Here is a 13,138-nt window from a genome sequence, read left to right on the forward strand (position 1 = left end):
CGCGAACCCCAGACCCCATGACTGCTAAAGCTGACCAGCACAATCATGTAAAAAGTGCAGCAAAACATCGCAATTTTGCGATTTTGAGAGTGAATCGTGTATTTTGTACAGCAAATTGCGGATTATAGCTTCCAAATAGAGCTTCAGCCCCAATTTAGATGTACTTTTTGCAGGATTCAATGGAATTAATACGTAGTCAGCATGAATTAGATGTACTTTATGCAATTTGGGAGCGTGACTTGCACACACGGGCACCGCAAAAGCCAATGCAGACTCAAACGCAAAGGCAAACATCCAAGAATGACATATACATAGCAAAGGTGCTTGGCACTTGGTAGCGAACCTGCCGGAGACTAACCACTGTAGAACATCGCTTGTTACTTTCTTGAAAAAGAAAGTTTGCAGGGCGTGTTTTGCGGTGGTTTTTTGCTTCATACCAATCCAATAACGCGATGAAGGAGCTGCTCAAAATGGGAAAAACGAAGCACACCGGGCCGATCAAACTGCCCGCAAAACCCGATCCGAAGCTGTGGGTCAGCAAGGTGCCGTTCGGGCTAGGTAAAGTGAAACCGCAGCATATTCGGGAAACGGCCAAAATTGCCTGGCAGAATCGGGATAATCTTCCTTATGCCTACCGGATATTGACGCAAGGGGTATGCGACGGCTGTGCACTGGGCGTGTCGGGGTTGTACGACCAGACGCTGGCGGGACCTCACCTCTGCACGACAAGGCTGAACGTGCTTCGACTGAATACGATGCCGGCGATCCGTGAGGAGCTGCTCCATGCGGACATCGACGAGCTAAGCCGCATGAGCAGCACGGAGCTCAGGCAGCTCGGGCGAATTCCCTATCCGCTCATACGTCGGCACGGGGAACGGAAATTCAGCCGCGCCACATGGGATGAGGCGCTGGACACCATCGCGGCGAAAGCACGCGCGATTGACCCGAAGGGGATGGCTTTCTATCTGACGGCTAGAGGGATCACGAACGAGTCGTATTATGCCGCGGCCAAGGTGGCGAGGCTGCTCGGCACGAACAACATCGACAATGCCTCGCGCATCTGTCACTCGCCGTCGAAGACGGCCTTGAAGCGCTCCGTAGGCGTCGGCGCTTCGACCTGTAATTACAAGGACTGGATCGGAACGGACGTCCTTGTGTTCTGGGGCAGTGTGGCCGCGAACAATCAGCCGGTCTCGACGAAGTATATGTACGCGGCCAAGCGCAAAGGGACGAAGATCATTGTCATTAACCCGTACTTCGAGCCGTCGATGGAGCAGTACTGGATCCCTTCGATTCCCGAATCCGCGTTATTCGGGACCAAACTCGCCGACGATGTGTACCAAGTGAACATCGGCGGAGACATTGCCTTCATGAACGGCGTCATGAAGGTCTGGTTCGAGATGGAGGAGGCCGTGCCCGGCTCCGCCATCGACCATGCGTTCGTGCAGGCGCACACGAACGGCTACGAGCAGCTGCGCGCCCACGTGGCGCAGCAGGACTGGACGACGCTGGAGCAGTCGTCCGGGCTTTCCCGCGAACGCATGCGCGAGTTCGCTCAGCTGCTGGCGCGTGCCGCGTCCGCGGTTTTCGTGTGGAGCATGGGGCTCACACAACACCGCTTCGGCACGGACAACATCTCGCAGGTGGCGAATCTCGCCCTCCTGCGGGGTTTCCTCGGCCGTGAGCACTGCGGGCTGATGCCCATCCGCGGCCACAGCGGCGTACAGGGCTCCGGCGAAATGGGCGCGGACCCCTTCTCCTTGCCCGGCGGCGACATAAGCAGCGCCGCCGACCGCAACCGCATCGAGCAGCTCTGGGGCTTCGCGCTGCCGAGCTGGCAGGGTGACATCGTCGGTGTCACCCTAGAGAATGCGCTCCTGCCTGAAGAGCAGGAGCGGAAGCTCCGGCTGTTTTACACATCCGGAGGCAACTTCCTGGAGACGATGCCTGACCCGGCATTCGTCCGTGAAGCCCTAACGGCTGTAGACGTCCGTGTGCACCAGGACATCATCCTGAATACCTCCACGCTGCTGGATGCGCGGGAGGCTGTGGTGGTGCTGCCCGCGATGACGCGCTATGAGCAGCCCGGGGGAGGCACGTCCACCTCGACGGAGCGGATGGTGTACTTCTCGCCCGAGATCGCCGGCCCGCGGATCGGGGAGGCCCGCGCGGAGTGGGCGATCTATGCCGATCTGGCCCGCCGCGTGAAGCCCGAAGCAGCCGGTCAGCATCTCGGCTGCGGCAGCGCCGCGGCCATTCGCGAGGAGATTGCTCTGGCCGCGCCAAGCTACAACGGCATTCAGCACCTGCGTGAGCGCGGCGATGTGTTTCAATACGGCGGCGCTTGGCTGTGCGAAGACGGCGTCTGTCCGACGCCGGATGGCCGCGGCGCGCTGCTGCCGATCGAGCTTCCACAGTTGCGGAAGCCGGAGGGGCACTTTGCCGTGACGACGCGGCGCGGCAAGCAGTTCAACTCGATGATCTACAGCGACATCGATCCGTTCAATGAAGCGGATCGCTACGATGTGCTGATCCATCCTGGGGATGCCGCTCCCCTTGCGCTAAGCGAAGGGGAGGCGATTGTGGTCTACAACCGGTTCGGCAGCATGCACGGCCGGGTCAAATTTGCCGAGATCAAAACCGGTAACATTGAAGTCCATTGGCCGGAAGGGAACAGCTTGATCCCGAAAGGCGTTTACGAGCCGCATGCCGGCATCCCGGAATACAATACAGCGGTTATCGTGGAGAAGGCAGAAACGTACCATGCTCACAAAGACACGCGATACGTCGAGAAACGGATTGAAGAACTGGAGATCGAAGCGGGGTGAACACGATGGATAACGAACAGGATCAGGTTGAGCCTGTTGGCCCAGCTGGGTCTGCAGAGTCAGGGCTTTCGTCAACGACAACTTGGAGCATTTACCGCTATAACGGAACGGAGATTCTCCCTCAAGAAGACACCATCGCGACTGAGACGCCGTTAACGATCAAGGTGGATGGCGAGGAATTCGCAACGCTGGTGTACACACCAACGGATACAGTTGATTTGGTTACTGGCTTTCTAGCTTCTGAGGGCTTGATTCGATTCGTCGATCAGATCGAGTCCCTCACATTGGAGGTGGAGCGCGGCTTTGCCAATGTGAAGCTGCGGCATCTGCACCAGCTTAGCCGGCAAATGGTGTCCAAACGGTTCATCGGCTCCTGTTGCGGCAAAAGCCGTCAGTTTTATTTTCACAATGATGCTCGCACGGCCAAAACCGTTCGCACGGAACTCCAGATTACCGTTCAGCAATGTTTTCATCTTATGAATCTGATGCAGGAGCAGTCGGCCGATTTTCGGGCTACGGGCGGGCTGCACAATGCAGCACTGTGTACGGTGGATGACCTTCTCTTGAGCAGATCGGATATCGGTCGGCATAATGCGCTGGATAAAATTTATGGACACTTGCTGAGACAGCGAATATCCGTTCGGGATAAAGTCATTGCTTTTAGCGGAAGGGTCTCTTCTGAGGTCGCTCTCAAGGCTGCCAAAATCGGGGTCGGTATTTTGCTGTCGAAATCTGCGCCAACCGACTTGGCGCTTAGATTAGCGCAGGACCTAGGGATTACGGTCGTTGGTTTCATTCGAAGGGACCAATTAACGGTTTACACCCACCCGCAGCGCATATCGGAATGTCGATAAAGCCCTTTTTATGTGGGAAAATTTGTATTGTCTCTCTACCACAAATATGCTAGATTCTAGCTACTGTCATATTTTGTTAAGAGAGGAAGACCGTCATGGGGAATTGGAATACCGTTGCAAAAAAAGGGGCAACAGCGTTACTGGCAGCCTTCTTGCTTGTCTCCCTGCAGGGGCCTTCGCCTTCTTATGCAGCCGAAATAAATGCAGAGGTTCCTAAGGTGATCGAAAAAGCTTCACCGTCCGTAGTAGCAATTATAGGCAAACCCTCCTACGATTCAGATAAAACACTAGAGAAAAATCGTTTTAATCTTGCGCACGGTACAGGCGTGATCGTTGAGTCTAATGGTGTCATCGTGACGAATGCGCATGTGGTCAAAGATATGAACAATATCGTAGTTGTCACATCAGACGGGACTACGTATAACGGGCATGCAACGAATATCGATGAGGAGAGCGATTTGGCATTGGTCAAAATCGAAGCCTCAGGCCTATCGCCCGCGACGTTCGCTTCTTCCTCAGACATTAAAGTGGGGGAAACCGTCGCGGCTATTGGGACGCCGATTTCTTTCGCTTTACGAAATTCCGTTACCGTAGGCATCGTCAGTGGACTTGACCGCTCGGTGAGCTCGCAATATCAGCTCATTCAAACGGATGCGGCGATCAATCCAGGCAACAGCGGGGGTGCTTTGATTAACATGAAAGGTGAAGTTATCGGTATTAATACGATGAAATATGCCGATTTCGGGGTTGAAAATCTCGGCTTTGCCATTCCGGTGGACACCGTCAAGTATGTGTTGAAGCATTTTCAATTGTATGGGAAAGTGAAACGCCCTTATTTGGGGTTGGAGCTCGAAGAAAGCTGGGAAGCTGTTGTAGGCTTGCCTAGCTCCACAGGCCTGCGGGTTGCTTATGTCGACCCTGATTCACCAGCGGCTGCAGCCGGTATTGAGCAGGATAATTTAGTTGTTTCGATTGGTGCGAACAAGGTGAAGACGCTCGTCGACTACAATGAGGCGATTAAGAAATATTTGCCGGATGAGAAGGTGGATATCACCATTCAATCCGAGGGTACGACCGTAACGAAGTCCGTCACCCTGGGCGAAGTGCTCCATCCCGAAACGAAGTGGAAGGAAGACGCAGAGGGGTCTGATTTGGATGCAGATCGCGGTAAAACAAAGATCGGCGACAGCCATTTTGGCTGGTCGATGAAATATCCAGCAGGCTTAGTGAAGGGGCATCAGTCCGAGGAGGGAGATTCGGTTAGCTTCATGGATGCCAAAGGGGAGTTCTCCCTGTCCATCCAAGTTGATAATGAGAGCGATGAGTTATCTCCGTCGGCGCTTTTGAACAAATTGACTGGCAGTGAAGAGGATGATTATGACGATATGGCAGCATCCACCATCCTGGAGCGTCAATATGTGAAGCGTGAAGGCAGCCCGTTCGCCAAAATTGTAGGCCGCTCCGGGGACGAGGGTTATATTCAAACCCGTGGGTATCTTCACGAGGGACGCCTATACAAAGTGCAATTGTTTGTAATGAAAGATCACTACAACAACGATTTTAAACAAAATAGCTATAATGATTTACTTGATTCCTTCAAACTTTCCTTCAATGCGCAGGATGAATCGCTCAAGGATATTTCGACTTATTCTAACGGCAATACCACCTATACGAATGAATATGGTTTATCTTTTGCACTGCCCTCTAGCTGGCAGAAAAGCAGTTATACTGGCACCTCATCCTTTTTTAATGCGGATTATTCGCAATCGCTTCAGGTTCATGTTACTTCGGCTTCTTCCGGTGATACGCTAGCCGCGTGGGCTGATCGTGAGCGCAAGCAGTTTGAAGCGCAGTATGTGCAGAAATACCGTAAGATCACAGATCCTGAGGAGCTTACTTTGGCTGGCGTTCCGGCTTTGAAGACAGCTTATGCAGAAACACTCGGTAACCAATGGACCGCGGGGTATTCCCTCTTTTTCATTAAGGATAAATATAAGTATGAGGTTGAAGTCAGCTATCCGCAGGATGAGGAGGGGGCTGAGCTCGATGATCTCTTGCACAGTTTGACCTCCACGATTGAAGTGGATAAAGACAACAGGGATCAAGAACTTGGTTTCATTCAAGATCTGGATGAGCTGATCGATCCGAATCGTACCATTGCCTATAAGAATGAGAAATATAAATACACGCTGCAAATTCCAGAAATGTGGACAAGCAGCAAATCATATGACAATAAAGATCAGGTGAGCAAGTCCTTCCTCTTCACTGGGGGCTACTTGACGATCGATGCAGACACCAAAACGGCGTATGAAGATTTGGTGAAAGAAGAAGACGCCGCGCAGAAGAAGAGCCATGAAAGCGATAGCGAATATGCCTATACCGACGAGGAAACTACTGTACTTGGCGGCGTGAAGGCGAAGAAATACGAAGTTAATTATGTAAGTGCCAAAGTTCCTTATAAAGAAACAACATACATGTTCAGTCAAAATCAGATATCCTATACCGTTAGGTTGCGGATGGACGAGGCCGTTCGAACGGACGTTAATGAAGCTCGGTTGAATAAAGCTTTTGCCTCTCTCCAATTTTTGGATGTTGTGAACAAATAGCACTGCGAAAGCAATAGGGAATTTATGACCCTCTCATCAGTCGTGACTGAAGGGAGGGTTCTTTATTGGCAGAGGAAGGGGGCGATCATCATGAGGAAGAAGCTTGTTCGGCCGCTCGTATGGCTGCTTTTCATCGGATACACAGGTTGTTTGCTGTATTGGATGTTTGTGGGCTTCGGGCGTGAGAGCCTGCGAAGCGGGGGACATTTCGTCTATAACTACAATGTGGTTCCTTTCAGGACCATCGTGATGTATATCCGGCATGCCAATCTATTTCCGATGCGAACGTGGGTGATCAATTTATTTGGTAATGTAGGTGTCTTCATGCCGTATGGGTTACTGCTGCCATATTTGTTTAGGGTGGCGAGGCGCTACAGATTATTTCTTCTGCTTTTTGGTTGTCCGCTGGTAGGCCTGGAACTGCTGCAGATGCTGCTTAGAGTGGGGAGCTTGGATGTGGATGATTTGATATTGAACATATTAGGGGCAAGTCTGGCCTACAGCCTATTCGCGGCTTTCACAAGACGGGATCGCTCAGGTCAAGTTGAAATGAAAGGCAGGGTATAAAATGTGACCAATTGCCTCAATATAGCCCTTGTAACAATTTCAATTTGAGGAGGCAATCTAAACGATGACCAAGACCGATTCAAGCTTACAGTCACAGAATCCTATTTCTTCTGCACAAAATTCAGCTGATAATGTCCATCAAGCGGTGAATCATGCTATGTCCCATCCGACACCTCAAACGCTGCAAGAGGCTCGGAATGCTATCGGTAAAGCCGAGAACGCGCTGGATCAGGCTACAGATCAATCCGATGCGCCGGCTGTTCAGCAAGCTGCTGAATCGCTCAGCGAGGATGAAGCTAGGCTTCAGTCGCTGGAATAAAGTCAAAGGGGCTATCCATTAAGTAGTTTAACTACTTGGGGGTTAGCTCCTTTGTGTTTTTGCGGGGGTTGATTGGAGACAAACTACAGCTAGTTTGCGGTGGATGCAGAGAGCGGTGTAGGGGGAGATGGGAATGGAGATAGATAGGGGGAAGAGATAGTTAAAGTGTGAAAGAGGTAGATACAGCTGAATAGTACTTGAAGGGGAACTACAGGCGTTATTTTAGACAAATAGCTATTTTCTCGAGTTAAATGGAACTACAGGGCCTTATTTGCCCTGAAATGCTCACATTTGGAGGTGAATGATAAAATAGAGGACTATAGTTCACTACTACGAGCAGATCGCGCGATTATTTGAAAATAACGGATCGTAGTTCCCATTCCCATCATTTACACCCAGCTGCTTAGTCCATTGCCCCACACTCGCTCCTCACGCAGCAGCCACTCCCTGAACCACTCGCCCAACCCTCAGCAACCACTAACTCACACTCACCCGCTCAGCAAAAAGAGACCACCCGTAAGATCATCCCTGATCCTCTCAGATAGCCCCTAATATGTCGACTCTGATTGCTCAGATCCGTATTCCCGTATTATTTATGGTACAAGGCATACCCTGGATCGACCGGCACCTCAATCGCGATGATGCGCAGACCTTGCTCGCTATCAGCCTTTAGCAGCAAAGTCTCTCCCACTTGTTTGTCATTCTGGACAACGACGAAATCCTTATGAGACAAAGCTTGAGGCCCCTTGTTATCCGCGGAGGCTTCACTTCTGCCTTGTCCTCGGATTACGAGAAAAGCAAGCTGCTGCTGCGGAGCGAGCGAATACGTGAATGATGCGCCCGGCTCAAGGCTCCAGTCGAACATATTAGCGTCGGTATCCAACTTAATCGGAGCGCCTCCGCCAATGACGTTTTTCAACGTCACGCCATCCTGTTGGATGACCTGGAATTGCTCGTGTTCGTATTGATTGTAGGTGGCAGGCTTTTTCACGGATTGACTAAGATGAGGCTCGAACCAGATTTGCATGCCTTCGGTGCCCGCGGTCCGGAATGCTTCGGAGTGATAAACGCCGGACCCGGCTTGAATGACTTGAGCGCCGCCGTCCGATACAGTCTCCAGTGAGCCAAGAGAATCGCGGTGTTCCACGAGACCTTCAATCACATAAGTGACAATTTCGAATGCTTTATGCGGATGCATTTCGATCTCAGCAGCATCGGTAGCCTTGCCCCAGGCCCAGTAAAATAAGGAACCAACACGATCCACAGCTGTTTTCTCTCTTGGAAAGCTGATGGCACGCTGCTCGACAAATTTGCCGCCGTCAAATGCGCCAACACCCTGCTGGTCAGCTGAAAATAGTTGTATATGCATAAGAATCGCTCCTTTTCTTTAAAATAATTAATTACTTACTATATGTAAGTATTATAATCCTTTTTTTACCCCATGTAAAGGGAAATCCCGTTCCTCCAACAGCATATCTTGACTTCTAAGTACGACTCCTACTACAATTTGTAGTGTAAGGAGTGTGCCTACCATGAAAATGCAAAATTTTAAATATGAAGGAAGCGGGCTTAACCGTTTTTTCGGTCCCTTAGAAGCCAAAATCATGGAGATTCTTTGGAATAGTGCCGAGGAAATGACGATTAAGGATGTCCAGCAGAAGCTCGATAAGGAGGCTAAAGCGATCAATTTCAATACCGTCATGACGGTGATGAACCGCTTGGTGGACAAAGGTGTTTTGCAGAAAAAAGCGGTTGCTCGTTCGTACCAGTACAGGCCTGTTGTTACTAGAGAAGCCTTTATGGAAGCTCAGTCCAAAGAGCTTACGCTAGATCTGATTGAAGAGTTCGGCTCCTTAGCGGTGACTCACATGGTGGATGCGCTGGATAAAGTAGATCCAGGTCTACTCGACCAACTGGAGCAAAAAATCAAAGAAATGAAAAAGGATCGATAACGATGATGGAAAAGCGATTGAAATGGCTGTATGCTGCTTCTTTGACCTTGTCGGGGCTTGTCTTGGGACAAATGCTGTTGTTTGTCGGACAGCATCTCTTCAAATGGAAAGCACGCTATAACATCTTTGATTTGTGCGTCATCTTATTTAAAAATCTTCATATACCTGCACCCATTGCGTTTAATTTGGTGAATGTTGTGATCCTTTATACCCTTAGCGCTGTCCTTGTGTTGGTAGTGCGACAAGCCTTCCAAGCAATGAAAGCGAAGAGGCTAGTTGCAAGATACCAAGATGCTGCGATCACCTCGCAATACCACGGCATTTACCAGCTTGATGAGCATGAACTGCGAATTATTTCTTCCAAAGCACCAACGGCTATGACGATAGGCTTCTTGAAGCCGCAAATCATTCTATCGACCGGTTTACTCGACATGTTGGAGCCTACAGAACTCCATGCCGTAATCGACCACGAGAAATGCCATATGAAGCATCGCGATCCGCTCGCTATTTTCTTGCTTTCTGTGATCTCTAAGGCGTTGTTATACATCCCGATCTTTGCTTGGATTGCTAAGAAATACCCCATTATGATTGAACTTAGGGCAGATAAGTATGCCATTGGTCAAATGAATCAGCCTGCAGATTTAGGCAGCGCTCTCCTCAAACTACTCAAACAACAGTCGCCGGTTCCGAATCTATCCTTATCTCACGCCTCTTTCGCTGAAACATCAATGAATGTTCGCATCAAACATATTCTCGACCCGCAAATGACCTTGTATCTACCGTGGCCACGGCTTCGGATAGCGATATCGCTGCTCATTTTCATCCTGCTGATGGGGCTCATTTAGAGCCCTGATTGGCAAGGCTTGACTTTCCACTTAGTTAACACTACACTTTGTAGTGTAGATAAAATAGATGAGTGAGGAGAGAGATTGATGGATTATATCTTGAAAAATCTGCACTTCATAGTGACGCATGTCCCTATCGCACTTCTTATTTTCAGCTTTGTTTTTGATTTCATTGCGATGATTGTGAAAAAACGGGAGTGGCACTCTGCCGGTATGCTTTGCCTCGTAGTAGGTGCGCTTGGCGCGGTTGCGGCTGTCATGACGGGCCCGTCTCCTTGGCGTAATCCTCTGGTTGTTCCCCATGAATTTTATGCGAAATTAACCATGCTTGCAGCGATTGTACTTGCGGTTATTCGTGTTGGTCTGCTGATTTGGAAAAAGAAAGATGCCGGACGAAATCCGATGTATTTAGTAGGCTCGCTCGCGGCGGTGATCCTCGTCAGTTATACAGGCCATCTTGGCGGACAAATGGTACATAGACCGATGCCGGTCATGGCGCCTGGGGGCGGAGCACAGGGTGGACAAGCACCAGGTGGGCAGGGTGAGCCAAGTGGACAAGGTGCTGGAGCTCAGGGAGCTAAAGGGCCAGCGGCTTCACCAGCGACATCAGCTGCTCCTTCAAATAAATAAAACAGGGCTATCCATCAGGTCTATTCAGACCTTATGAGATAGCCCCGTTTTTTGCCCAAAAGACATTATCCTCATCACGCAGGCTCGTCCAGCTCCAGCTCTTCCAACGTAAAACGATTATCCCACAAAAAAACCATATCGTACTGCGTCGAATCGCGCGATACAAACCGGGCAACAAGTGCAATAACTCCCCAAATTACGACACCGAATGCGGCAATCCATCCTAACAAAGCAAACACTTGATCGACCATGCCCATCCACTCCCTCTGCGCGATTTGAACTCTTATGCTATGAATATGCCGCGAGATTTTGAAACATGTGTGACAAATGTGCAGAGGGAAAAAGCAAGTATTCTGATCCGAAATGGACGGGGTAAGATAGTTCTTTTATAGTCTTTTTCTCCGATTGACAGGGGCTTGAAAAGGGTGTTAAGATCACCTCTGTAAGCGCAGTTATACAACTTTTGGAAATGATAAAGGACGCAGCAGGTTTGCGGTAGAGAAGGAGGGTTTCAAGATGATTAAGTTGGTTCTAGATCCAAATGGACATCGTAAGCACCAAGATAACAACCATACAAATTCATACGGAGTAACCCGCCTGTTAGCCGATACCGAAGCGCCTTAATGGTGTTTGTTCGGCTGCTGCAACCCCTTCACATACGCTGATGAAGAAAGCGCGGGTTACGAAGAAGTTCGTAACGAGCGCTTTTCTGTTTTTGAAAAGGCATATCGCTGCGTGCGGTGTGCCTTTTTGCGTGGATAAGTAAAGTAAAGGAGTGATGAAATCGATGTTTATCGTATTAAAAAAATTAGGCTGGTTCTTCCGAATGAATTGGAAGCGATATACGCTAGCGATTGGGCTGCTTATCATCGTCGGGATCATTGATGTGATACCTCCGAAGCTAATCGGCTATGCGATTGATGGTATACACATGGGGACTTTAACAGGCAGCAAGCTGTTCCAGCTGCTCGCTTTCTGGGGGACGTTGATTGTAGCTGGCTATGGATTATCTTATGTTTGGTTGTATCAGCTGTTTGGAGGCGCTTTTGTTCTGGAGCGCGTGCTTCGCTCTCGTTTGATGAGGCAGCTGCTGCGCATGACGCCAACGTTTTATGAACGCAACCGTACGGGCGATCTCATGGCTAGAGCTACGAACGATCTCCAGGCGGTGTCAACTACAGCAGGATTTGGCATTTTGACCTTCGTAGACTCGACGTTGTTTATGCTAACTATTCTCAGCATGATGGGCTTCTTCATTAGCTGGAAGCTGACACTTGCTTCGATTATTCCGCTGCCTTTTATGGCTGCTGCGATCACCATCTACGGGGGGCGCATCCACGAGAGGTTCATTCTCGCTCAGGATGCTTTCGGCCAAATGAATGACCGGGTGCTTGAAACGATCGCCGGCGTGCGCGTCATACGTGCTTTTGTGCAAGAAAAAGCTAGTGAACAAAGTTTTAAAACGATGACGGACGATGTCTTTCGGAAAAATATTGCGGTTGCTCTTATCGACGCTCTTTTTGAACCAACGGTCAAAATTCTTGTCGGTATTTCCTATTTAATCGGATTATGCTACGGCGGATATATGGTGTTTCATAGTGAATTGACGCTCGGGGAGCTCGTTTCCTTCAATACGTTCCTTGGCATGTTGATTTGGCCGATGTTCGCAATCGGGGAGCTTATGAACATCATGCAGCGCGGCAATGCCTCCCTGGACCGTGTGAATGAGACGCTTGGCTATAAACCAGATGTCACAGACGAACCGAATGCAACAACGATGCTGCTGCCGAATTCGATTAGCTTCAAAGAAGTAACCTTCCGCTATCCTTCATCCTCCATTGACAATCTCGTCAATATCTCCTTTGACTTGAAGCGTGGGGAGACGCTCGGCATTGTAGGGCGGACTGGAAGCGGCAAAACAACGCTGCTCAAGCAACTGCTGCGTGAATATCCGCTAGGGAAAGGCGCGATCACCCTCTCGGATACACCGATTGAGCAGTTGACGATCGACACGGTACATGGATGGATCGGGTATGTTCCACAGGAGCCGATTCTGTTCTCCAAAACGGTGAAGGAAAACATTAAGTTTGGTGCTAGCCAAGGCACAGAAGAGCAGCTTATCCAGGCGCTTGAGCTGGCGGCATTCCGCAAGGACGTTCAGTTCCTGCCGGAAGGTTTAGAAACCTTGGTTGGCGAGAAAGGCGTGGCTTTATCCGGTGGTCAGAAACAGCGCGTATCCATCGCGCGAGCGCTTTATGTGGATCCGGAAATCCTCATGCTGGACGATGCGTTATCTGCTGTGGACGCCAAGACAGAAGCTGAAATCATCCGCGGGATTCGCTCCGAACGTGCCGGCAAAACGACACTCATCACAACGCATCGCCTGTCTGCGGTTCAACACGCTGATCGAATTATTGTGCTCGATGAGGGGTATATCGTGGAAGAAGGTACGCATGAGGAACTTCTGGCGCTCGGTGGCTGGTATAAAGAGCAGTATGACCGTCAGCAGTTAGAAGAACAACAGGTTGGCTGAACGG

At 50.0% G+C, this 13,138-nt stretch carries 12 protein-coding genes; 9 read left to right on the forward strand and 3 right to left on the reverse strand.

What is annotated here, in order from left to right:
• Positions 1 to 24: 24 nt before the first annotated feature.
• Entirely contained in the window at positions 25 to 435 is a 411-nt protein-coding gene (locus tag AC58VC_RS28395) for a hypothetical protein (RefSeq protein ID WP_497373680.1), read from the reverse strand.
• 35 nt (positions 436 to 470) lie between these two features.
• Here AC58VC_RS28395 and AC58VC_RS28400 point away from each other — a divergent pair, with 35 nt between their 5' ends.
• The 5 genes from AC58VC_RS28400 to AC58VC_RS28420 all read left to right on the forward strand — a co-directional run bounded on the left by AC58VC_RS28400 (position 471) and on the right by AC58VC_RS28420 (position 7,174).
• Complete coding sequence (locus AC58VC_RS28400; RefSeq protein WP_497373682.1) at positions 471 to 2,828, forward strand: FdhF/YdeP family oxidoreductase; 2,358 nt, start codon at positions 471 to 473, stop codon at positions 2,826 to 2,828.
• A gap of 5 nt (positions 2,829 to 2,833) precedes the next feature.
• Complete coding sequence (gene fdhD / locus AC58VC_RS28405) at positions 2,834 to 3,682, forward strand: formate dehydrogenase accessory sulfurtransferase FdhD (RefSeq protein WP_497373684.1); 849 nt, start codon at positions 2,834 to 2,836, stop codon at positions 3,680 to 3,682.
• Positions 3,683 to 3,777: 95 nt separating this feature from the next.
• Entirely contained in the window at positions 3,778 to 6,288 is a 2,511-nt protein-coding gene (locus AC58VC_RS28410) for a S1C family serine protease (protein WP_497373686.1), read from the forward strand.
• A 90-nt stretch (positions 6,289 to 6,378) separates the two neighbouring features.
• Complete coding sequence (locus AC58VC_RS28415; RefSeq protein ID WP_497373688.1) at positions 6,379 to 6,855, forward strand: VanZ family protein; 477 nt, start codon at positions 6,379 to 6,381, stop codon at positions 6,853 to 6,855.
• 64 nt (positions 6,856 to 6,919) lie between these two features.
• Entirely contained in the window at positions 6,920 to 7,174 is a 255-nt protein-coding gene (locus tag AC58VC_RS28420; protein WP_157318318.1) for a hypothetical protein, read from the forward strand.
• 589 nt (positions 7,175 to 7,763) lie between these two features.
• On the opposite strand, the gene AC58VC_RS28425 is transcribed toward AC58VC_RS28420, so the two are convergent.
• Positions 7,764 to 8,543 (reverse strand): pirin family protein, encoded by a 780-nt coding sequence (locus tag AC58VC_RS28425; protein ID WP_497373690.1) that lies wholly within the window; start codon positions 8,541 to 8,543, stop codon positions 7,764 to 7,766.
• Between the two features lie 163 nt (positions 8,544 to 8,706).
• Between AC58VC_RS28425 and AC58VC_RS28430 the strand changes: the two genes are divergently transcribed.
• From AC58VC_RS28430 to AC58VC_RS28440, 3 genes are all read left to right on the forward strand, one after another.
• The gene (locus tag AC58VC_RS28430; RefSeq protein ID WP_497373692.1) at positions 8,707 to 9,126 is read left to right on the forward strand and encodes a BlaI/MecI/CopY family transcriptional regulator; all 420 of its coding nucleotides are present in this window, start codon (positions 8,707 to 8,709) and stop codon (positions 9,124 to 9,126) included.
• Between the two features lie 2 nt (positions 9,127 to 9,128).
• Positions 9,129 to 9,971: a M56 family metallopeptidase gene (locus tag AC58VC_RS28435; RefSeq protein ID WP_497373694.1), complete on the forward strand. Its 843-nt coding sequence runs from the start codon at positions 9,129 to 9,131 to the stop codon at positions 9,969 to 9,971.
• 87 nt (positions 9,972 to 10,058) lie between these two features.
• Positions 10,059 to 10,601, forward strand: a complete 543-nt coding sequence (locus AC58VC_RS28440) for a DUF2231 domain-containing protein (RefSeq protein ID WP_497373696.1) — start codon at positions 10,059 to 10,061, stop codon at positions 10,599 to 10,601.
• A gap of 74 nt (positions 10,602 to 10,675) precedes the next feature.
• Here AC58VC_RS28440 and AC58VC_RS28445 read toward each other — a convergent pair whose 3' ends face one another.
• Positions 10,676 to 10,852, reverse strand: a complete 177-nt coding sequence (locus AC58VC_RS28445; RefSeq protein WP_497373698.1) for a hypothetical protein — start codon at positions 10,850 to 10,852, stop codon at positions 10,676 to 10,678.
• Between the two features lie 536 nt (positions 10,853 to 11,388).
• Here AC58VC_RS28445 and AC58VC_RS28450 point away from each other — a divergent pair.
• Positions 11,389 to 13,134 carry an ABC transporter ATP-binding protein gene (locus tag AC58VC_RS28450; protein ID WP_497373700.1) on the forward strand — a complete coding sequence of 582 codons (1,746 nt, stop codon included), beginning with the start codon at positions 11,389 to 11,391 and terminating at the stop codon, positions 13,132 to 13,134.
• The last annotated feature ends 4 nt before the right edge of the window (positions 13,135 to 13,138 follow it).

The organism is Paenibacillus sp. J22R67 (genome assembly GCF_059692175.1).

Excerpts from the sequence above, each read along its gene's own strand:
- AC58VC_RS28400 (WP_497373682.1), top strand. The coding sequence starts at position 471 with ATGGGAAAAACGAAGCACACCGGGCCGATCAAACTGCCCGCAAAACCC.
- AC58VC_RS28410 (WP_497373686.1), top strand. The coding sequence starts at position 3,778 with ATGGGGAATTGGAATACCGTTGCAAAAAAAGGGGCAACAGCGTTACTG.
- AC58VC_RS28440 (WP_497373696.1), top strand. The coding sequence starts at position 10,059 with ATGGATTATATCTTGAAAAATCTGCACTTCATAGTGACGCATGTCCCT.
- AC58VC_RS28445 (WP_497373698.1), bottom strand. The coding sequence starts at position 10,852 with ATGGTCGATCAAGTGTTTGCTTTGTTAGGATGGATTGCCGCATTCGGT.
- AC58VC_RS28420 (WP_157318318.1), top strand. The coding sequence starts at position 6,920 with ATGACCAAGACCGATTCAAGCTTACAGTCACAGAATCCTATTTCTTCT.
- AC58VC_RS28395 (WP_497373680.1), bottom strand. The coding sequence starts at position 435 with ATGAAGCAAAAAACCACCGCAAAACACGCCCTGCAAACTTTCTTTTTC.
- fdhD (WP_497373684.1), top strand. The coding sequence starts at position 2,834 with ATGGATAACGAACAGGATCAGGTTGAGCCTGTTGGCCCAGCTGGGTCT.
- AC58VC_RS28430 (WP_497373692.1), top strand. The coding sequence starts at position 8,707 with ATGAAAATGCAAAATTTTAAATATGAAGGAAGCGGGCTTAACCGTTTT.
- AC58VC_RS28415 (WP_497373688.1), top strand. The coding sequence starts at position 6,379 with ATGAGGAAGAAGCTTGTTCGGCCGCTCGTATGGCTGCTTTTCATCGGA.
- AC58VC_RS28450 (WP_497373700.1), top strand. The coding sequence starts at position 11,389 with ATGTTTATCGTATTAAAAAAATTAGGCTGGTTCTTCCGAATGAATTGG.
- AC58VC_RS28435 (WP_497373694.1), top strand. The coding sequence starts at position 9,129 with ATGATGGAAAAGCGATTGAAATGGCTGTATGCTGCTTCTTTGACCTTG.
- AC58VC_RS28425 (WP_497373690.1), bottom strand. The coding sequence starts at position 8,543 with ATGCATATACAACTATTTTCAGCTGACCAGCAGGGTGTTGGCGCATTT.